This is a genomic window from Ruoffia tabacinasalis (genome assembly GCF_005864045.1).
Taxonomy (GTDB): domain Bacteria; phylum Bacillota; class Bacilli; order Lactobacillales; family Aerococcaceae; genus Ruoffia; species Ruoffia tabacinasalis.
Map to the genome: position 1 here is coordinate 1 of NZ_VBSP01000003.1, position 20,624 is coordinate 20,624.

A 20,624-nucleotide genomic window follows, 5' to 3' on the forward strand; every position below is an offset into this window, starting at 1 on the left:
TTAAAGATGAGAACACAACACAAACTATCGTTGCATAGAGAGACACTTAAACATAGGAATAAAAAAAGAGCCAAGGTGACTGCGTCACCTGGCTCCTCGGTCCACCAACATCAAAAATTCATGAACCCAAATTGGAAGGAAAGTTAGATGTCTTTTTATTAGTCTTTTTTATTTGGAATATATTCGTAATCAGGATCAAGTTGCTTGTCTAATTTATCGAAAGCCTCTGCGATTGCAATATCAATTTGTTTCAGTTCTTCCCGAGTATACTTTTTAGAATCATCGAAAGAAATAGGTTCACCAATGGCTACTTTTGCTTTTTTTCGCAAGAAAAATTCTTTCGCATTCATTGGCGGTTGTAAAGCAATTGGAATAATATCCTTCTTACTCAGTCTTTGAATAAAGGCAGTTCCACCTTTTACTTCAGTAGAGTAGCGTGAGCCTGTAGGGAAAATTCCTAGATGTTTATTTTCTTCATTCATTACCTCAACACCACGACGAAGTGACTTCGGTGATGGTTTTTCTCTTTTGACAGGGAAAACATTTAATTTTGGTAATAAATAGCGGAAGATTTTATTTTTAAACAAAGTATCCTTAGCCATAAAAGCAATTTCAGTTGGTTCAACAACCATAGCTAAGAAAATTGGATCTAACCAATGACGGTGAGTTGATGCAATAATTGCAGCATCCTTTGATAAATTTTCTTGACCAACGACATATGGTTTTCCGTTAAAAATGTAAACAATGTATTTGACTATAAATAATAAAAATGAATAGAGATTCATTACTAACGACCTTTCTATTAAAAAATATGATAAAATTACTATATTATCAGGTTGGGTTAAAGGAGTTTTTTATGAAGAAAATCATTCACAAAATAACATTATTAATTTGCGTTCATTGTATTATACCAATAATACCAGTGGCTTCTCAAGATGAATATGAACTTTTGTCAATTCATCCAAGTGATTCGACGGCGTTCACGCAAGGGTTCGAATTAAATGAAGCAGGTGAGTTACTGCTAGGGACAGGTTTGTACGGTGAATCAAAGATTGGTTATTTAGATTTAGACACAGGTCATTATGACGTCGTCGATCAATTAGATAAAGAATTTTTCGGTGAAGGTCTAACAGTCACTTCAGATGCTGTGTGGCAACTGACATGGCGGAGTGGCGTTGCATTTAAAAGAGATAAAGATACTTTAGAAATAATAGATACCGTTGATTATGAAGGTGAAGGCTGGGGACTAGCTTATGATGACCAAGAAGATGTCATTTGGATGTCAGATGGAACGAGTGTGCTTGAACAAAGAGATCCAAATACCTTTGAAGTGATCGACACAATTGACGTGACTTATAATGATCAATTAGTAGAAGAAATCAATGAGTTGGAATTTGCTAACGGATATATTTACGCAAATGTATGGTATACTAATGAAATCATTGTCATCGATCCAAAAACGGGTATTGTGGCATATAAGTATGACCTGACTGAAGTTCTCGAAGAGAATTTGACAGACCAAGAGTTGGATGAAATAGACTCCCTTAATGGAATTGCACATATTGAAGGCAATCAGTTTTATATTACAGGGAAACTGTATCCGGTTATTTTTGAGATAGAATTAAAGCAATAATAGAAAGGAAATATTATGACAGAACCAGCAATTAGATATGAATTAATAAAAGAAGAGAAAAATACAGGCGCGCGATTAGGTATTTTACATACACCTCATGGTAGCTTTGAAACACCGATATATATGCCAGTTGGAACATTAGCAACGGTCAAAGGGTTATCTCCGGAAGAATTAAAAGATATGGGTGCAGAAATTGTCTTAAGTAACACATATCATCTATGGTTAAGACCTGGTGAAGATATTGTTGAAGAGGCGGGTGGCTTACACAAGTTCATGAACTGGGACCGTGGAGTCTTAACGGATTCTGGAGGCTTCCAAGTTTTCTCACTAAGTGATATGCGTAAAATTGAAGAAGAGGGCGTGCATTTTAGAAATCATATTAGTGGAGAGAAATTATTCTTAACACCAGAGAAAGCAATTCAAATCGAAAATGCTCTTGGAGCAGATATTATTATGAGTTTCGATGAATGTCCGGACTTCCATCATAGTTATGACTATGTTAAAAATTCAATTAACCGAACAACCCGCTGGGCTGAGCGTGGACTTAAAGCGCATCAACGACCGGATGACCAAGCTTTATTCGGAATCGTTCAAGGTGCGGGTTATAAAGATTTACGTATTCAACACGCTAGAGATCTAGTGTCACTTGATTTCCCTGGTTATTCAATTGGTGGATTATCAGTTGGTGAGACAAAAGATGAGATGAATAGTGTCTTAGATTACTTAACACCCGAATTACCAAAAGATAAACCACGTTATTTAATGGGTGTAGGTTCACCGGATGCTTTAATTGACGGTGTTATTCGTGGGGTTGATATGTTTGACTGTGTTCTTGCAACACGTATCGCAAGAAACGGAACTTGTATGACAAGTACAGGACGTTTAGTTGTGAAAAACGCTCAATATGCCCGTGACTTCAGACCGATTGATGAGAATTGTGATTGCTACACTTGCCGTAATTATACGCGTGCTTATGTAAGACATTTAATTAAGACAGATGAATTATTTGGTATGCGTTTAGCGTCAATTCATAATGTCTACTTCTTATTAGAATTAATGCGCAACGTTAGAAAAGCGATCATGGATGATCAATTACTAGAATTTAGAGAAGATTTCTTCGAAAGATACGGATATAATAAACCAAACGCAAAAAGCTTCTAGATTGTGGCTAAATGTCTCAATTTTTGATACACTGTCTTTATGCTTAAAAAATGAAAGGATGACAAACGTTAATGGAATTTATTCTAAGTTTTATGCCGTTTATAGTTTTATTTGCTGTAATGTACTTCATGCTAATAAGACCACAAAAGAAACAGGCACAGAAAAAACAAGAGATGTTAAATGACATGAAACCAGGTGACGCAGTAGTGACTATCGGAGGACTTCATGGTGTTGTAGATGAAGTAAGCCAAAGTAGTCAAACAGTCGTACTTGATTGTGAAGGTGTATATTTAACATTTACATTAGGTGCTATCGCTACAGTTACTCAAGGTGGTAACATTGTAGATCGTCAAGACGAAATTGAAGTAGCGAACGATATTGCTCGCGAAGAAAACCGTGAAGACATCGCTGAAGAAAGCGATGAAACTGAAAGCACTCTTTAATTTCAATAAAGCTCCAAGAATTCCTGTATAAGGAATTTCTTGGAGCATTTTTTTGTTGACATATAAAGACGTCTGGAAATATTACTTAAGCAGTAGAGATTGATTTTACGAACAAGTGTTTGTATAATATATACAATAAAGAGAGGTGAGTTGCGTGCAATATGGTATTTTATCTTTTGATGAAGTTGAACCCGATATATCTAGAAAAATTCTCCATGTCGACATGGATGCCTTTTATGCCAGTGTTGAAGTGAGAGATAATTCTAAATTAAAGAATAAGCCAGTTGTTATAGCAAAGCATCCCAAACTTACCGGCGGACGAGGAATCGTATCAACCTGTAATTATGAAGCAAGAAAGTATGGCATTCACTCTGCGATGTCTGCTCAAGAAGCCTATATGCGCTGTCCTAAAGCTGTCTTTATCCAAGGAGATTTAAATTACTATCGAGAAATATCGATGCAAATCAGAGAAATTTTTAATGAATATACGGATTTAATTGAGCCTGTATCTCTAGATGAGGCTTATTTGGACGTCACTAATAATAAGAAGAATATGAAGAGTGCGACAATCATGGCTATGGAGATAAAGGAAGAAGTATTTCGCCGAACGCGTTTAACTTGTTCGGTGGGGATATCGTATAACAAATTCATCGCAAAAATTGCCTCAGATTATAATAAACCAAACGGAATCACCTTAGTTGAACCTAAAGATGCAGTTCAATTCTTAAAAGAGTTAAGTATCGATAAATTTCATGGAGTAGGAAAGAAGTCACTCCCGCATTTTCATGATTTGGGAATTTTTACTGGGGAAGATTTATATGAAAAGTCCCTCGATGATTTAATTGAAAACTTTGGTAAGATGGGTTATTCCTTATATTTTAAAGTGCGAGGTGTTCATAATACACCAGTGAATAATAAGCGCGAACGAAAATCAATTGGAAGAGAAAGAACCTTTTCGGTATTTCTTGAATTAGAGTCTGAAGTAGTAGATAATATAGTTAAATTGATACACAAGGTTGACAATCGACATCATATTTCTGATATGAGAGCACATACGATTACTTTGAAAATTCGATACGATAATTTTGAGACGATTACTCGACAAATTCAATCCATTGAATCGATTGAGTCTGTTGAAAAGAGTATAGAATTAGCTAAAGAAATTTGGGAAGAACATGGACATCTTGACCGGACTATTCGATTATTAGGTGTGACTTTTTCAAATTTTGACCATCCTTTATATACATCAATTAAACTTGACTTAGAATAGGAGAATTTATATATGGCATTATTTAGTAATCCAATTTTTCAAGCACTAGTTGCGGGAATATTTACATGGCTTTGTACATTATTTGGTTCTGCTTTTGTTTTTCTTTTTAAAGAAGTGAATGATCGCTTTTTAGCAATTATGCAAGGTTTTGCGGCAGGAGTGATGATCGCAGCATCTTTTTGGTCGTTACTAGCACCTGCGTTAGAATATGCTGAATCTAGCTCATCATCGTTACCGTCTTGGTTACCCGTAGCAGTCGGCTTTGTGGTTGGAGGTTTATTTTTAAGACTCCTTGACTACACGGTTCCGCATACGCATTTATCTGAAGACCATGGAGACTCAGATAATAGAAAATTATCGAAGACGATGATGTTATTCTTAGCCGTAACCATACATAATATTCCAGAAGGGCTTGCCTTAGGTGTTGCCTTCGCGGCAGCAAGCGTTGGTAATGCTGGAGCGACTTTAACTGGAGCCATTGCATTAGCTATTGGTATCGGTTTACAAAATATACCTGAAGGATCAGCCTTATCATTACCATTATATGCAGACGGAAGAACGAAACGAAAAGCATTTCAAATGGGACAGTTATCAGCGGTTGTTGAACCAGTTTCAGCTGTTATTGGGGCAGCAGCCGTTCTAGTTGTTCAAGAAATATTACCTTATGCACTTGCTTTCGCAGCTGGAGCAATGATCTTTGTGGTTGTTGAACAATTAATACCTGAATCACAATCCTCTAACCATACGGATGAAGCAACTTTAGCATTAATTGGTGGTTTTGTCCTAATGATGATATTAGATGTGGCCTTAGGTTAATAATTATTTTCAATCTGTAATTAAACTGTTATACTGTAAATATCGAATTACAGTATAACAGTTTTTTATTTATCTGGAGGGATTTAGTGACTACAAAGCATAATCAAATACTACAATATATTGAAACACTTCCCATTGGCAAAAAAATATCCGTTCGAGGCATCGCCAAGCATTTAAATATGAGTGAAGGAACGGCTTACCGAGCAATTAAAGATGCTGAAACACTGGGTATTGTCTCAACAATCGAGAGAGTTGGAACAATACGTATTGAGAAGAAATCAAAGTTTTTACCAGAAATGTTAAGATTTAATGAAATGGTTTCAATAATCGAAGGAACTGTTCTAGGTGGAGAAGAAGGTTTAGATCGTCACCTTAATAAATTCATTATTGGCGCAATGCAAGAAAATGACGTTAAAAAATACTTTGTACCTAATTCACTCATCATCGTGGGAAACAGGGAAGAAGTTCAACAATTGGCGTTAGAGAATGATGTCGCTGTCCTTATTACAGGTGGCTTTGATACGAGTGATAAGATCGTGAAGCTTGCTAACGAGAAGAAATTACCAGTTATTTCGACGCCTTTTGATTCATTTACAGTAGCGACGATTATTAACCGGTCTATGGCAGACCAAGAAATAAAGAAAGAAATTATGACTATTGCCGATATCTTTACGCCGATTAATCAAACGCCTGCATTAACGGCTCAAGATACTGTGAACACATTCTACGAGCTTTCACGTAAATCTGGACTTTCACGCTTTCCAGTCCATCATAACAGCCGTTTGATCGGAGTTGTGACGGCGAAAGACCTCATAGGAAAATCTGAATCAGTCCTAATTGAAAGAGTCATGACTAAAGATTTGGTGACTGTTCAGAAACATATGACTGTCGCAAGCGTCTCACAACTGATGGTGCGTGAAGATATTGAGATGATTCCTGTTATAGAAGATAATATGGAATTATTAGGCGTTGTCTCACGTCAAGATATTATGCGTGGAATTCAAATGATTCAAAAGCAACCACAAATTGTGAATACATTTGAAGATGATATTGTTATGCATATTGAAGAATATATCTTAAAGTCACAAGAACAGAAGTATGACTACCGCGTTGTCGTCCAGCCACAAATGTTAAACAGTTTAGGAACGATTTCTTATGGTGTTCTTTGTGAATTAATTTCGCATTCTGCTTATCAAAAATTTTATGACACAACAAATCAAAATCATATTATTGAGAAGATTGATTTGCATTATTTCAAATTAATTCAAATGGGGAATTTAATTCAGTTTAAAGTTGATATTTTCAATCAGAATAGACGAACAGCCCTAATTGAGGTCAATGTTTTCCACGAGAATTCTTTAGTTTCAAAAGCAATTATTACGACCCAAGTTATTGAAACAAAGTAAATGAGTTATAGAAAGGATAGACTATGTATTTAGAAACTGAGAAAGTACAAGAATTATTAACATACATAAAAAAACATGACACAATTATTATTCATCGACATGTGAGACCCGATCCAGATGCATTTGGCTCACAGCTGGGATTAAAGTATCTAATTAAGAATGCTTTTAAGAACAAAAAAGTGCTAGCAGCTGGAACGATGTCAAAAGGGTTATCTTGGATGGGTGACATGGACGAAATTGAAGATTCAGATTATGAAGATGCCTTAGTCATTGTTGTTGATACAGCCAATTATCCTAGAATTGAAGATAAGCGGTATAATAAAGGGGCAAAACTTGTAAAAATAGACCATCATCCTGATGTGGATAGTTATGGCGATTTAGAAATGGTTTATACAAAAGCAAGTTCATGTAGTGAAATTATCGCAAATATTTCACTTGAATTGGGAGAGGCGTTACCTCTAACAAAAGAGGCTGCATTTATGCTATATGCTGGCATTGTCGGGGATACTGGACGTTTTCAATATGATTCAACAAGTGCGACAACACTAACAACAGCAGCGGAGTTACTTAAACAAGGGATTGATCACTTTATTATCAATGACCGATTCAATACAAAATCAATGGAACAAGCGAAATTTCAAGGTTTTGTCTTAGACCAATTAGAAATTACAGACAATGGTGTGGCTCACATCATAATTAATCAAGCTGATTTAAAACGTTACGGAATTACTGAAGAAGAGTCGAATGTCGCTGTCGGAATTCCAGGGAGTATAATGGGTGTGAATACTTGGGCTTTATTTATTGAACAAGAAGGTAGCCATCCATATTGGAGAGTTCGTGTGCGGTCAAAAGGACCAGCAATCAACGAAATAGCGGCTAAATACCATGGTGGAGGCCATCCTAAAGCAAGTGGTGCCTCGGTCTATAGCAAAGAGGAAATGAGTCAATTATTAGAGGATTTAGGGCAAGCAGCGCAAGCATATTTAGATAATATAAGTGAATAGAGAAAAGACCAAGTTGATTTTGAGTCAACTTGGTCTTTTACTTTGTATTTTATTTAATCAAACCAATCAAAGCCTTGTTTATTAATGAGATCATCAGCAGCTTTTGGCCCACTAGACATCGCTGGATAGTTTGGAAAATCAGGTTTCGGTGCCTCTTTCCATAAGCACTGAATATTATCAACAAATTTCCAATCATGTGCAACTTCAAGCCAGTGATTAAAGTTATTTAAATTCCCTTGAATACATGCTAAGATTAAACGCTCGTAATCTGCAGGCATTGCGTTAATTTCTTCCTCATCTGGTGAGTATGACAATTCAATTTGTTTTAATTCATTAGTATAACCGATCGTTTCTTGATTTAAATAAAGTCGATAAGCTAGGTCTGGATTAATTTCAATCATTAATCTATTGCCAGGCACATCTTCTTTAGTTGCTTTAAATTGAATGTGAATCGTTGTATATTTTCCTTCTAGTCGCTTTCCAGAGCGAATATAGAAAGGTGTACCTTCCCATTCTGGTAAATCAATTAAAACTTTGGCTGCGAAATATGTTTCAGTGGTTGACTCAGCATCTACCTTATCTTCATCACGGTATGCTTTGTACTCATTGGATTCGCTCGCTCCATATTGGCCTCGAACGACATTTTCTTGTAATTCAGCAACAGAATCATATTGATGTAGATTTTTTAAGATATGAATTTTTTCTTGACGAATCGACTCAGGCTCATCGTCCTTTGGTTCGTTCATAGCAACTAATGAAAGCATTTGAAGTGCATGATTTTGTATCATGTCTTTAGATACACCACTATTTTCATAGTAGTCACCACGATCTTCAACACCAACTTCTTCAGCAAGTGTAATTTGAACATGGTCGATATTCTCTTTATTCCAAATTGACTTTAACATGATGTTACTAAAGCGTAAATTTAGGAGTGACTTAACAAAACCTTTTCCTAAATAATGGTCAATACGGTAAATTTCATTTTCTTCAAAAGAAACTTGAAGTTGTTCTTGTAATTCATTGGCTGAATTAAAGTCATTTCCGAATGGTTTTTCGATAATTAATCGGTTATAACCTTGTTCCGTAGCTAAGCCAGAACCTTTAATATGCTGCGTAATTATAGGGAATAGACTAGGCGAGAGTGAGATATAGAAGATTCGATTCCCTTCTGTTTGATACTTTTCCTCTAACTCTAAAGCTAATTCTTGTAAATTATGATACTCATCTTCATCATTCACATCGTGTGATTGATAATAGAAGTGTGATGCAAATTCTTCAGCATGTGCTTGGTCATCAATTTCATTTTTAATACTGTTTAGGACTACCTCACGCAAATAATCGTCTGTCCAAGGGCGACGAGCAGTTCCTATTAATGCAAAATGTTCAGATATATAATTGTTTTTGTATAATCGATATATTGCTGGAAATAACTTACGGGCAGCTAAATCACCCGTAGCTCCGAACAATGTAATGAGTAAACGATGTTTTTCCATGAAATCCCTCCATCTTTAACAACCAATATTATAGCTTAAAAATGACTTAGTTACAATTTAAGGAGAAAAAAATCTAATAATTTGTTCATTTTATTTTAATATTACTATGGTTTGTTTTTTTTAACCGATACTTGTATAATTTGACATGTTAGTAAAAAGTACAGTGAAAGGAGATTATTATGAAATTATTTAAAGAATTACCATTGAAACAATTTATTCAAGATGCGTTATTAGACATTCACTTTGAAACTTTAACGCCAGTTCAAGAAGAAGTGATTCCACAAGCTTTAGATGGACACAGTTTAATTGTTCAATCCCAAACCGGCTCAGGAAAAACACATAGTTTTTTAGTGCCCATCTTAAACCAAATTGATGCTGATGCAAATGAAGTCCAAGCAGTAGTTACTGCACCAAGTAGAGAATTAGCAGAACAATTATATAATGTAGCAATTCAAATTGCTGAGTTTTCAGAAAAACCAATCAAAGTCGTGCGTTATATTGGAGGTACTGATAAGCAACGCCAACTTGAAAAATTACAAAATAATGAACAACCTCAATTAGTTATTGGTACTCCGGGGAGAATTTTCGACTTAATGTCTGAAAATGCACTTTGGGTTCAATCAACCAAAACATTCGTTGTTGATGAAGCTGACATGACAATGGATTTAGGATTTTTATCGATAGTAGACGAGATTGCTTCAAGAATGCCGGAAGAATTACAAATCATGGTTTTCTCAGCAACAATCCCTCAAACATTAGAAGTGTTCTTAAATAAATATATGACGGCACCAAAAGTAATCGAAATCGATAATCAAGGTGTAATCGCCGATATGATTGAGAATTACTTAATCTATACGCGGGGCAGAGATAGAGCGGAGATAGCTTATTCCTTACTAACAATGGGTGAGCCATACTTAGCATTGATCTTCTGTAACACAAAGCAATATGCCGATGAAGTCAGTCATTTCCTGAAAAATAAGGGACTAAAAGTAGCGACAATTCATGGCGGACTAACACCTAGAGAACGTAAAAGAGTGATGCGACAAATTCGTGATTTAGAATTCCAATATGTCGTCGCGACAGATTTAGCTGCCCGTGGTATTGATATTCCAGGAACGTCTATGGTTATTAATATGGAAATTCCTACTGAATTAGAATTCTTTATCCACCGAGTTGGTCGTACCGGACGTAACAATATTAAAGGTGTCGCTTATACTTTAATTGAGCCTGACAATGAACGTGACATTCATACTTTAGAGAAAAAAGGGATTGAATTTGAGCACGTTGACATCGTTAAAGGTGAAATTAGAGAAGTTAAAGCTAGAAATGCTCGTGCAAAACGTGAAGACAAAAAGAAAAATGAAGATACTGTGATTAAAGGTATGATTCAACGTAATAAAAAACGTAAAGTAAAACCGGGCTATAAGAAAAAATTAGATCGACAAATCCAATCACACAAACGAACACAAACACGTCAAAATAAGCGCAAGAAATAACAAAAAACCAGCTTTCCAATTTTAATGGATGCTGGTTTTTTGTTGATATTATTTTTCTTCATCATCATCGTTGTCTTGACTATCTGTATCATCTTTAAAGTTTAAATCGATCGTATCAATATCATCAAGGCTATTCATAATAGTATGAATAAATTTAGTGTGGTTTTTAAAAGCAAGATACAACAGGAATAAAGTAATAGCAGCTAAAGTAAACTGTGTTGCGACGAATCCCGGAATCAGTATAGACATTAACTCCAGTAATAGAATTGGGACAAATGAGATTACAACCGTTAACTTCAGTCTTGCTTTGAAATTAATGGCTCTAGTCAGTCGAACATTAAAGAAACCAGCCATAATACTGATTAATATAATTTGGAACCAGTAAACGAAGAAAGCAGTCACTAGCATTACTAAAAACATCATTGTATTAATTGAAAATGATTCTTCAACAATATAATTTAAGAATAATTCAAAGCGATGATTGTTTGCAAAAAGATAATCATAACCTGGGATTTCTTGAACAACCTCACCAACAGTTAGAAATGCGTAGTCCTCAATAATAAAGATCCCAAAAGGGGAACTAGGCATCAACATTTCTCTTTGTTCAGCTGGAATTTCAGTTTCAAAGCCCATTTCTGTATTGATTGAATCATCAATGACGATTTGCACTGAATCAGATTGATAATAGAGTGGTTTTTCTCCTTCAGCTATATTCAAAGTTCCTTCTGATAAAGAATACTCTGGTATATACTCAACAGCGTTAGAGAAGTCATCTGAAATTTGTGAAAAAACTGGAATAATATTAACGAACATCGCTAGTGTCATTGCTAATATCGAACCAAAAGCAACCAAATGAATATATTTCCACGGCACATTTATCGATTCAATATAATAGCGAGGGTTCTTTAACCCTAGTTTAAGTAAATTAAATATTTTCTTCATTGAACCGTCCTTTACTAATTAAATTCATTAATTTATCATACCAAAGTCAATTGAATTATCAAGTAAATTTATGACTTTGCCTTTCTTTAAATAGTAACTTATTTATATTAAATCAATATGTACTCAAGTTATTTATGTATGATCTGAATTTAGTCAGTATCCAAGCTGATATTTTTTTGAGAGGTCTTTCTATCCCAATAAATAATACCGACTAAACTGATTATACCAATCAAGCTCGATATGCCTCCAAAGACAATCGAACGAGGGAAGTAAGTTAATTCAACATTATGTTGACCACTCGTTATAGGTATCGCCATTAAAGTATCACTTAATACATTTACCGGTTCAACACTTGTGCCATCCACAGTTATGTCCCAAGCTGCATCATAAGGGATTGTGAATAAGACATAAGCGTCATCTTGTTCAATGGTAATATTTCCTTTGATGTGATTGTGACTAAAATGGGTCACATTAAACTTATTATCTTCTTTAGTATCCATCATCTTTTCATAACGCTCTAAGTCAAATTCGTATAATTCAAGTAAATTCGCTTGCAATTCTTCTTCCTCAAGCTCTACATCAAAGTATTGATCTTCACGAACAGTGTCATAACTGGCGTTATAAACTTGACGTCTCCTAAATGGCGAATAGAATCGATAATGATTAGAGTTTAAATCAAACGAAACATTCTTACTTGAGAACTGACTTGGTATACTAAAGTAGTATGGGTTTCGATTAGTTGTTTCAAAATGCCAACGAATTCTCGGTGTTTGTGCATCGTTTTCTGTTTTATCAATATATGTATAGTAATCTCCATCTCCGGTATCCGCTACTTCGACGTTTTCATAAGTGACATCCGTAAAGTCATGCTCTGTAAAGTAAGGAGCGCCATTACCGTTATAATCTATAAGACTTAATAATAATTCTTGGTTTTCAATGGGTCTATGTGATGTAAATTCAATTCCATCATTAGCAATATCTGAACTCACTTCCATGCCTAGACCAAAGTTTCTTTCGTTTTCATAAACTTTTACCCTTGAATATTGAGTCGAGATAGGGTGGAATTCCATATCTAAATCAGTGGCTTCTGGATATAAGACATAACCTTCATCCGCTGTGTGTTCGCTCGAATTTGTCGTTGGAGCTAAGAAATAACGAATATTAAAGAAATCATCTAAGAATAGCGTTCCGTTAGTATAGGTTGCAAAGCCATTACCATCAGGTAAGCCAAGATAACCATATAACTCAGGGACATGTGCTTCGATGGTCGAGCCAAAGTGATCCATACCACTATAGTGTGTATACATCGCTTCGTTTTTAGTACGCATAAATGTTTTGTTTATTCGATAGAAATCATTATCTGGATGACGTAAACCAGCTAAACTTTGATTAAGTGTTTCAGTATAATCTTCAAATTTCGACTGTTGAACATAATTAATATCTGACATAATAATATACGCATTAATGAATAGTTCGCTAAAAACAAATACTAACAGTACCGAGTTTAGAATGATTTTTTTAGGTCTTTCTAATTGAATAATTATGACAAAGGCCAAGAAGAAAGCCAGAGAAATAAAGATATTAATATCATTTAAGAAAGTATATTCATCAATCCATAAATAATAACCAGAGAATAAAGCCATCGCAACAATGGCAGTAATTAATACACCAAGCGGGAAACGCTTGGGTTGATTCTTAAAGGCTTTAATGGCCATTACAAGTAGAAAGAAACTTGTCGTGAACGAGAATCTAAAGTGATACCAAATTGGGAATTGTCCACCATGCCAAAGTTTATTAAATAAATCAAATCTAAAAGAAAGTGCAAACACTGTAAAAATTAATATCGCAACGATTTTTTCAGACAATTTAATTTTTTTATTAATAAAGAAAAGACCTACAAAGAGGATAACTAACATCCCAGCATAGATATTAGGAGAACCTGAAGACATTTCATCAAAGTTGAAACTACCAACGAATAGTTTTGACGCAATATCTTGAAGTGTATGAGCAACTTCCCAATCTAACTCAAATTCCAAGTAACTGCCTTTGTTTTGGGTTAGAGAGTAATAGGTCGGAATAAGGGTAATTCCAGCTATTAAAGCTGCGATGATTGAATGAATTCCAAATCGGAAGTATGAGACAATCGTTTCTTTAATGTTGAATACAGTTTGTTTTTCGACGATGACAAAGAGTGCATATATTGCTAAGAAAAGACAAATCATATAACCGATATAATAATTCGCAATTAACATAATTGCTAACGAACCAACATAAAGTAAGCGACTCTTTCCACTTATTAATTGACCTAAACCTAAGGCAATAAGCGGTAATAATACTAAGCCATCTAACCACATTATATTTAACTGATACACGATGGTATAACTCATGAAAGTATAGGATAAGCTAAAAATGATTGATGGGAGCGTACTTAAGTCATATTTATGACGTGAGAAGTACATAAATGTTAAGCTACTTGCCAGTAATTTGAGGTAAGTAATTAACGTTACTGCTATTTCAAAGTTTGACTCGTTAAATAATAAGAAAATCAAATTAAAGGGACTCAACAAGTAGTATGCCCATAAACCTATCATTTCTCCGCCAATCGCTTTTTCAAAGCTGTAAAGGAGCATTTCAGGCGAATGGGTTAAAGTTTCTTTATACATACTAAAGAAATCAATATATTGTTGACCTAAATCAACAGTAAGCATTGTATCTTTACCAAAAGGCGCAAATTGAAAAATTATTGCAAGCCCGATAAAGAAAATCGATACAAATATAGTATTTAATAAATACGGTTTAAGTTTATTTATCATTTTGTGACTCCTAACGAAATTAATAATCCTATCATATATTAACAAAGAAAAATCTGCTAATCATCTTTTTAGTGAGTAAAATTTATGAAGATAAATTAAAGATTGATGTTAATCTTTGGGTTTGATACAATTTTGATTAATTGTTTGATATAATAATCAGGTGAATTTAAACTATTAGAGGGGAGAAGATAAATGGCACTCTACAAAATAAAGCAAAAGAAAACACGTTCGCATATACCTGGACGATTGAATCTCTTGTTTTTTATTTCGTTTTTGGTGTTTACTGTGTTATTTATCCGATTAGGATATATTCAATTATATAGTGGTGAACGTTACTCCAATATGGTAGAACGAACCGAATCAACGTTATCAACTGGTTCAGTACCCAGAGGGATGATGTACGATAGTAATGGGAATATTTTAGTGGGTAATAGACCAGAGCAAGCCATTCTTTATACACGTGATCGTGATTCAAGAGTGTCGGCTCAAGATATAGTAGATATTGCAACACAACTTGCTTCATTAATTGAAGTTCCAACGTCTAATTTAACTGAACGTGATTTAAAAGATTATTTCATTATTAAGAATGAAGACTTAGTTAATAGTCGTTTAACTGAAGATGAGTTATTATTGCCTGGACCTGAGTTATACACTGTTCAACTTGAAAGCGTTACTGAAGAAGACATCCAATTTAGTAACGCTGAAATGAAGATTGCGGCTTTATTCAAACAAATGAATAGTGCCTATGCATTATCAACTGTTACAGTTAAGAATCAAAATGTTACAGAAGAAGAGGTTGCACGTGTATCTGAACAATTAAGTCAATTACCTGGTATTAGTATTGGGACCGATTGGCAGCGTGTCTACCCGATGGGAGAAATGCTTAGATCGATCTTCGGTCAAGTTTCAACTGAACAGGGCGGTATTCCAAGTGAATTAGCTCCTGAGTTGCTTCGTCGTGGATATGCTATGAATGACCGTGTTGGAATGAGTTATCTTGAACAAGAATATGAAAATGCCCTAAAAGGGACAAAATCATTATTTAATTTTGTGACAGATTCTTCAGATGATATCTTAGAAAATGATATGTTATATAAAGGAACTAAAGGGGATAACTTGGTTCTGACAATCAATTCTGAATTCCAAAGGAAACTAGATGAAATTGCTGAAAATTCATTGAGAACGATGGAACAACAAGGTCTGAATGACCGTGTATACATCGTTGCATCAAATCCAAAAAACGGGGATATCTTAGGTATCTCAGGAAAACGATTTGAATACAATGAAGATACAGATTCTTATAATACGGACAAAATCGTTGATGATACACTTGGAGCGATTAATACGAGTTATGGTATGGGGTCAAGTATAAAACCTGCCATGGTAGCTACAGGTTACATGGAAAATGTTATTTCTTTAGATAATAATATCCTAGTGGATGAGCCGTTGAAATTCCAAGCCTCACAAGTAAAAACATCAGTATTTAACCGTACTGGCGAAATGCCAATTGATGATATTGAAGCTTTACAATTATCATCGAATATTTATATGATTAAATTAGCGATGATGATTGGTGGGCAGATGACTTATGAAGAAAATGACCGCTTATCTATTCATGATAACACAATCAACATCATACGTGATTATTTAGCTCAGTTTGGTTTAGGAACAACTACCGGAATTGACTTACCTGTTGAATCAGCTGGATTTAGTCCAGAAAGTGATCAACTTGTAAGTGCACTCGATTTATCCTATGGACAATTTGACCTGTATACACCTTTACAATTAGGACAATACGCAGCAACTATCGCTAATGGCGGTATACGTTATGCACCTAGACTAGTTAAAGAAATACGTGGAACGGATGCGAATGGAGAATTAGGTTCTGTTAAATCATCGAATGAAACTGAAATCTTGAATGTAATACCGATTGATGAAGCAGCGATGGAGCGAATTCATGAAGGGATGAGACAAGTATCACATACACTTGACGGTACTGCGCGTTATCTATTCATGAATTACCCAATTGAAGTTGGATCTAAGACAGGGACTACAGAGGCATTCTATTCTGGCCCGATCCAATATGCACAAAATCAACCGGTAACTAACGCGACATATATTGGTTTTGCACCATTTGATGATCCAGAAATTGCTATTTCAGTAGTTATTCCATATTTAGAAGAAGAGAACTGGGGACGTGAAAGTACTCGTGTTGCCCACCAAGTTATGAACGCTTATTTCGAAATGCAAGCTGAAACAAGTGGGACAATTGAAACATACTTAGATAGTCCAGCTGCTCAAGAAATTAACTAATAGAAACACACCCACTTTCTAAATGGAAGTGGGTTTTTTCTTGTACAAAAAAAGCCTTGTGGATTAAATAAAATCCACAAAGCTAAATTCATTATATTAATAGTAGTAATATGCTCCGTCTGTAATAATTGAAGCGATATCGTGAATACTCATATCAGAATTCAATTCAAAATCTCCGGCTTGGATCACAGCGTTTAAGTCCCACTCATCTAATAAGCTTTGGAATTCGTCAGCTGAGTCTATAAATCCGTCTGATTCTAATCGAGCAGCAATTTCACTAGATGCTTCGCCTGAAGCAATCGAGAAGCTGCCTTCTAAGTCTGGTTGAGCTTCGGTTACTTCACCAGTTTCTGAACCTGTATTATCAGCTTCAGTATCTGTGTCAGTACCATTGTCCGTTGTCTCTGTATCAGATTCATCGTTATTTGTTTCTGTGCCAGTATTATCGAGTTGAGCGACAAGTGATTCGTTAGCTTCAGTTAAGCTACTTATCTGTTCTTGCGCAGATGATTCGTCCTGATTATCTCCAGAGGATAGTGATTCATTTAATGAATCACGCTCAGCAACTAAAGAACTTACTTGTTCTTCATATTGACTTATTTGCTCTTGATCGCCGGAGCCGAGAAGAGAGTTTACTTGTAACCCTTCAACTGGGGCTTGGCCTTGAACAAATATGGCGAAAGCACCTGATAAAATGCCGGCAGAAAGAAATCCGATACCTAATGAACGTAATGTGTTTTTTTTCATCGAATGTTCCTTTCTAACGATTTTCAATATAATCGTCAATAACTTTTTGAATCGTTACTGAGTTCAATTGAACTTCTTGACTGATTTCATGCATTGTATAACCTTGAGAGTAAAGACGGATAATCATTTCGTGTTGATTATCTGAAACTTCTTCTATCTCTTGTGATTCTACAGGCTCGTCATCGTAAACTTCATCAGTTGAATTATATACAACTGTTTCGTTATATGGTGTGTTTTGAGATTTTTCAAGTTCAGCTAAACGAGTTTTGATTGCATATAACTCTTCTGATTGTTGAACTGTATATTCATTCATTTGCTCAGTAACATCTTGGTCATCTCCTGCGAAGAATGAAGCAATTAATAAGATAATTGCAATGACTAATAGGGCAATGACTAAAATCCAAATGTCCATAAAGCACCTCTTTCCGTGAGTTTGTATTCTTACTTCATACAATTTTATCAAATCTACAACAAGATTCAACTCTAAGCATGTTACAGATTCGTAATAATTTAAATTCATTTTACCAATATATAAGGAAAAGAGCAAAATATAAAGAGTTTTTTGAAAATAATATTTGTTACTTGCGCATTTTGTGATATAATATTTTGGTATTGTATAGAGAATACATTAAAAATCAAAACTCAATCAAGTTTGGAGGGATAATAATGCGCATTAATATTAATTTAGAATGTACTGAGTGTGGAGAACGTAATTACTTAACAAATAAAAACCGTCGTAACAACCCTGATCGTTTAGAGAAAAATAAATATTGCCCTCGTGATCGCAAAGTTACACTTCACAGAGAAGTTAAAAAATAAGTCTATATAACACGATACAGAGATTCATCGAGAAATCGAGAATCTCTGTATTTTTTTGATTGTATTTTACTAAATTAAGAGCATCTTCTAATATAACTGAATTACTATGGTTTACTAGGGGAAAAATATGGTAGAATATATGAGTGCATGGGAGGAGAGCGGATACAAATGAAAGATAATATAAGTGAAAAAGTAAACATTCGGCGTTCGACGCTCACTTCAATGAAAGCCATGGATGCGAATCATCGCAAAAAGCTTGAAGCAAATTTATGCGAGCAATTAATTAATTATATAAATGAAAACCAATTTCAATCGATTGGCTTTTATTACGGCTTTCATCCTGAAATTAACACGCCACTAATTATGGAAGAAATATTTAAATTAACAAATAGTTCATTATATTTGCCTAGAATAGAAGCTAATTATCAATTAAGCTTTCGTGAATATCAAGACGAAACTCAATTAGAAACGGTTCAAAGAAAAATCAGACAACCGAAAAGTGATGCAAAAAGCATTCATATAGAAGAGATTGATTTATTAATCGTCCCAGGTGTTTCTTATCAAGAGAATGGCTATCGGATTGGTTTCGGTGGAGGCTATTATGATAGAGCCCTTGCAGGTGCTAATATCGATACCGTGTCACTCATCTTTAATGAGCAACTTTACCCTAATGGATCATGGAAGGTTGAGGCGCACGATATTCCGATTAAAAAGTTGATTATTCCAGGAAAAGGAGAGTTTGATGAACAATCAATTTAGAGTGTATAATCAAAAGCAATATAGACCATTTATGACCTATATATTTTTAGGTATTAATGTCGCTGTCTACGTATTTATGCTATTAAAGTATCATACGACAACAGATATCATGGCATTACTTGAGATGGGAGCCAACTTTTCACCCGCGGTGATTATCTTTAATGAATGGTGGCGACTATTAACTGCGGCATTTATTCATATCGGTTTCTCACATATTTTAATGAATGGAATATCTTTATATTTTCTAGGTATGGATTTAGAGAAGATACACGGTCACGGTAAATTTACGTTAATTTACTTAATTTCGGCAATTGGTGGAAATTTATTTTCCTTTGCTTTTAACGTGAATATTTCAGCAGGAGCATCTACTGCAATATTTGGGATGTTTGCGAGTTACTTAGTGTTAGCGTATTTAAACCCCGATTCACCCATATTTAAACAAAGGGCGAGTACATTCACAGTTTTACTAGTATTGAATTTCTTGAATGGTTTATTTACATCAGGAATTGATAATTGGGGACATCTTGGTGGGGCGATATTTGGAGCTTTAATGACGTTTGCGGTTGGTTTTGGATCAAAGCGAACATTAACAAGGACAAATCGTCTACTAGCTATTTTAGCTATGCTCGTGATCGCACTGATACTAGTATTTATCGGTCGTAATCGGATTTTAAGTTAATATTTTAAATAAATGATAATAAATGAAAATAGAGGAGTCAGGTAGGAAATGAATATTTTATTATTTCTTTTAGCGTTAATCGCTATCGGTTTAGTTGCTTATGGGATTTATTTGTTAGTATTATGGGTGATGCGTAAACAATCCGCAGAAATGGCTGAAAGTCATGAGATTAGGGAGAACATCCGTAAAGTTCAAATTATTGATGTGAGAGAAACACCAGAATTTGATGCTAAACATATCTTAGGAGCAAGAAGTATACCGATGTCACAGTTTAAGCAAAGATTCAGAGAAATCCGTAAGGATAAACCTGTGTATTTATATGATGATGCATTGAATTATGCATCAAGAGCAGCCAATATCTTAAAAAAAGAAGGCTATGATAAGATTTATATCTTAAAAGGTGGCTTTTCTAGTTGGACTGGAAAAGTTAAATCAGAACTATAATCGACTATTGAAAAAGAACACGCTACATCTGAAAAGATGTGACGTGTCTTTTGCTTTAGTTAAATGTAGATAAACTAACCATTAAGCTTATAACAACTGAAGCTAGCATAATTACTACCATTGCAATTGCGACAAATCTAACAATTCGATCCATCTTTGATTTTTTACCTTTATTCGATTGAGCCGCAAGTTTATTCCAATTTCTTTTTTTCGATTTAGCCATGTTTGCATATCCCTCACTTTTGTAGCCATTATTATAATTGTAAATATAAAAAACGTCAAATCAATCATAGAGAACAATTATGAATAGACTATAAATAAGTATTGAATAATATATTTCTCATCAAATATTTAAATATAGATGTAAACCTTTAATATTCTAATGA

Annotated in this window: 20 protein-coding genes; 13 read left to right on the forward strand and 7 right to left on the reverse strand. The window is 34.7% G+C overall.

The genetic code is table 11. The features are described from left to right. Positions 1-158: 158 nt before the first annotated feature. Entirely contained in the window at positions 159-785 is a 627-nt protein-coding gene (locus FEZ33_RS01705; protein WP_138403663.1) for a lysophospholipid acyltransferase family protein, read from the reverse strand. Between the two features lie 71 nt (positions 786-856). On the opposite strand from FEZ33_RS01705, the gene FEZ33_RS01710 reads away from it, so the two are divergent. From FEZ33_RS01710 to FEZ33_RS01740, 7 genes are all read left to right on the forward strand, one after another. Further along, positions 857-1,633 carry a glutaminyl-peptide cyclotransferase gene (locus FEZ33_RS01710; RefSeq protein ID WP_171031246.1) on the forward strand — a complete coding sequence of 259 codons (777 nt, stop codon included), beginning with the start codon at positions 857-859 and terminating at the stop codon, positions 1,631-1,633. A gap of 15 nt (positions 1,634-1,648) precedes the next feature. Further along, complete coding sequence (gene tgt, locus FEZ33_RS01715) at positions 1,649-2,794, forward strand: tRNA guanosine(34) transglycosylase Tgt (protein ID WP_138403665.1); 1,146 nt, start codon at positions 1,649-1,651, stop codon at positions 2,792-2,794. A 71-nt stretch (positions 2,795-2,865) separates the two neighbouring features. Then, a complete protein-coding gene (gene yajC, locus FEZ33_RS01720; protein WP_138403666.1) occupies positions 2,866-3,237 on the forward strand; it encodes a preprotein translocase subunit YajC in 372 nt (123 codons plus the stop codon). Positions 3,238-3,391: 154 nt separating this feature from the next. Then, positions 3,392-4,507: a DNA polymerase IV gene (gene dinB / locus FEZ33_RS01725; protein ID WP_138403667.1), complete on the forward strand. Its 1,116-nt coding sequence runs from the start codon at positions 3,392-3,394 to the stop codon at positions 4,505-4,507. A gap of 12 nt (positions 4,508-4,519) precedes the next feature. Then, the gene (locus FEZ33_RS01730) at positions 4,520-5,323 is read left to right on the forward strand and encodes a ZIP family metal transporter (RefSeq protein ID WP_138403668.1); all 804 of its coding nucleotides are present in this window, start codon (positions 4,520-4,522) and stop codon (positions 5,321-5,323) included. A gap of 86 nt (positions 5,324-5,409) precedes the next feature. Beyond that, positions 5,410-6,729, forward strand: a complete 1,320-nt coding sequence (locus FEZ33_RS01735; RefSeq protein WP_138403669.1) for a DRTGG domain-containing protein — start codon at positions 5,410-5,412, stop codon at positions 6,727-6,729. 23 nt (positions 6,730-6,752) lie between these two features. Beyond that, entirely contained in the window at positions 6,753-7,733 is a 981-nt protein-coding gene (locus tag FEZ33_RS01740; protein ID WP_138403670.1) for a DHH family phosphoesterase, read from the forward strand. Positions 7,734-7,786: 53 nt separating this feature from the next. Here FEZ33_RS01740 and zwf read toward each other — a convergent pair whose 3' ends face one another. Next, a complete protein-coding gene (gene zwf, locus FEZ33_RS01745; protein WP_138403671.1) occupies positions 7,787-9,226 on the reverse strand; it encodes a glucose-6-phosphate dehydrogenase in 1,440 nt (479 codons plus the stop codon). 179 nt (positions 9,227-9,405) lie between these two features. Here zwf and FEZ33_RS01750 point away from each other — a divergent pair, with 179 nt between their 5' ends. Next, positions 9,406-10,722 (forward strand): DEAD/DEAH box helicase, encoded by a 1,317-nt coding sequence (locus FEZ33_RS01750; protein WP_138403672.1) that lies wholly within the window; start codon positions 9,406-9,408, stop codon positions 10,720-10,722. A gap of 48 nt (positions 10,723-10,770) precedes the next feature. Here FEZ33_RS01750 and FEZ33_RS01755 read toward each other — a convergent pair whose 3' ends face one another. Next, positions 10,771-11,664: a DUF1189 family protein gene (locus tag FEZ33_RS01755; RefSeq protein WP_138403673.1), complete on the reverse strand. Its 894-nt coding sequence runs from the start codon at positions 11,662-11,664 to the stop codon at positions 10,771-10,773. A 149-nt stretch (positions 11,665-11,813) separates the two neighbouring features. Beyond that, positions 11,814-14,477 (reverse strand): YfhO family protein, encoded by a 2,664-nt coding sequence (locus tag FEZ33_RS01760; RefSeq protein WP_138403674.1) that lies wholly within the window; start codon positions 14,475-14,477, stop codon positions 11,814-11,816. Between the two features lie 342 nt (positions 14,478-14,819). On the opposite strand from FEZ33_RS01760, the gene FEZ33_RS01765 reads away from it, so the two are divergent. Next, the gene (locus FEZ33_RS01765; RefSeq protein WP_235888744.1) at positions 14,820-16,790 is read left to right on the forward strand and encodes a peptidoglycan D,D-transpeptidase FtsI family protein; all 1,971 of its coding nucleotides are present in this window, start codon (positions 14,820-14,822) and stop codon (positions 16,788-16,790) included. Positions 16,791-16,886: 96 nt separating this feature from the next. Here the strand turns inward: FEZ33_RS01765 and FEZ33_RS01770 are convergent, their stop codons facing one another. Beyond that, positions 16,887-17,537 (reverse strand): endolytic transglycosylase MltG, encoded by a 651-nt coding sequence (locus tag FEZ33_RS01770; RefSeq protein ID WP_138403676.1) that lies wholly within the window; start codon positions 17,535-17,537, stop codon positions 16,887-16,889. Positions 17,538-17,550: 13 nt separating this feature from the next. Continuing rightward, positions 17,551-17,949, reverse strand: a complete 399-nt coding sequence (locus FEZ33_RS01775) for a DUF6115 domain-containing protein (protein WP_138403677.1) — start codon at positions 17,947-17,949, stop codon at positions 17,551-17,553. Positions 17,950-18,203: 254 nt separating this feature from the next. On the opposite strand from FEZ33_RS01775, the gene rpmG reads away from it, so the two are divergent. From rpmG to FEZ33_RS01795, 4 genes are all read left to right on the forward strand, one after another. Next, positions 18,204-18,356 (forward strand): 50S ribosomal protein L33, encoded by a 153-nt coding sequence (gene rpmG, locus FEZ33_RS01780; RefSeq protein WP_138403678.1) that lies wholly within the window; start codon positions 18,204-18,206, stop codon positions 18,354-18,356. Between the two features lie 168 nt (positions 18,357-18,524). After that, a complete protein-coding gene (locus tag FEZ33_RS01785) occupies positions 18,525-19,115 on the forward strand; it encodes a 5-formyltetrahydrofolate cyclo-ligase (protein WP_171031247.1) in 591 nt (196 codons plus the stop codon). After that, entirely contained in the window at positions 19,099-19,794 is a 696-nt protein-coding gene (locus tag FEZ33_RS01790) for a rhomboid family intramembrane serine protease (RefSeq protein ID WP_138403680.1), read from the forward strand. The genes FEZ33_RS01785 and FEZ33_RS01790 overlap by 17 nt, the downstream gene beginning before the upstream one ends. 48 nt (positions 19,795-19,842) lie before the next feature. Beyond that, positions 19,843-20,238: a rhodanese-like domain-containing protein gene (locus FEZ33_RS01795; protein WP_138403681.1), complete on the forward strand. Its 396-nt coding sequence runs from the start codon at positions 19,843-19,845 to the stop codon at positions 20,236-20,238. Positions 20,239-20,293: 55 nt separating this feature from the next. On the opposite strand, the gene FEZ33_RS01800 is transcribed toward FEZ33_RS01795, so the two are convergent. After that, a complete protein-coding gene (locus FEZ33_RS01800) occupies positions 20,294-20,461 on the reverse strand; it encodes a DUF4044 domain-containing protein (protein WP_138403682.1) in 168 nt (55 codons plus the stop codon). Between the last annotated feature and the right edge of the window lie 163 nt (positions 20,462-20,624).

Bases quoted from the DNA above. Each gene is read 5' to 3' on its own strand.
- FEZ33_RS01760 (WP_138403674.1), bottom strand. From the start codon at position 14,477: ATGATAAATAAACTTAAACCGTATTTATTAAATACTATATTTGTATCG.
- FEZ33_RS01770 (WP_138403676.1), bottom strand. From the start codon at position 17,537: ATGAAAAAAAACACATTACGTTCATTAGGTATCGGATTTCTTTCTGCC.
- tgt (WP_138403665.1), top strand. From the start codon at position 1,649: ATGACAGAACCAGCAATTAGATATGAATTAATAAAAGAAGAGAAAAAT.
- FEZ33_RS01740 (WP_138403670.1), top strand. From the start codon at position 6,753: ATGTATTTAGAAACTGAGAAAGTACAAGAATTATTAACATACATAAAA.
- FEZ33_RS01750 (WP_138403672.1), top strand. From the start codon at position 9,406: ATGAAATTATTTAAAGAATTACCATTGAAACAATTTATTCAAGATGCG.
- FEZ33_RS01785 (WP_171031247.1), top strand. From the start codon at position 18,525: ATGAAAGATAATATAAGTGAAAAAGTAAACATTCGGCGTTCGACGCTC.
- yajC (WP_138403666.1), top strand. From the start codon at position 2,866: ATGGAATTTATTCTAAGTTTTATGCCGTTTATAGTTTTATTTGCTGTA.
- FEZ33_RS01755 (WP_138403673.1), bottom strand. From the start codon at position 11,664: ATGAAGAAAATATTTAATTTACTTAAACTAGGGTTAAAGAACCCTCGC.
- FEZ33_RS01730 (WP_138403668.1), top strand. From the start codon at position 4,520: ATGGCATTATTTAGTAATCCAATTTTTCAAGCACTAGTTGCGGGAATA.
- FEZ33_RS01775 (WP_138403677.1), bottom strand. From the start codon at position 17,949: ATGGACATTTGGATTTTAGTCATTGCCCTATTAGTCATTGCAATTATC.
- FEZ33_RS01710 (WP_171031246.1), top strand. From the start codon at position 857: ATGAAGAAAATCATTCACAAAATAACATTATTAATTTGCGTTCATTGT.
- FEZ33_RS01765 (WP_235888744.1), top strand. From the start codon at position 14,820: ATGGTAGAACGAACCGAATCAACGTTATCAACTGGTTCAGTACCCAGA.
- rpmG (WP_138403678.1), top strand. From the start codon at position 18,204: ATGCGCATTAATATTAATTTAGAATGTACTGAGTGTGGAGAACGTAAT.
- FEZ33_RS01800 (WP_138403682.1), bottom strand. From the start codon at position 20,461: ATGGCTAAATCGAAAAAAAGAAATTGGAATAAACTTGCGGCTCAATCG.
- FEZ33_RS01790 (WP_138403680.1), top strand. From the start codon at position 19,099: ATGAACAATCAATTTAGAGTGTATAATCAAAAGCAATATAGACCATTT.
- FEZ33_RS01705 (WP_138403663.1), bottom strand. From the start codon at position 785: ATGAATCTCTATTCATTTTTATTATTTATAGTCAAATACATTGTTTAC.
- zwf (WP_138403671.1), bottom strand. From the start codon at position 9,226: ATGGAAAAACATCGTTTACTCATTACATTGTTCGGAGCTACGGGTGAT.
- FEZ33_RS01795 (WP_138403681.1), top strand. From the start codon at position 19,843: ATGAATATTTTATTATTTCTTTTAGCGTTAATCGCTATCGGTTTAGTT.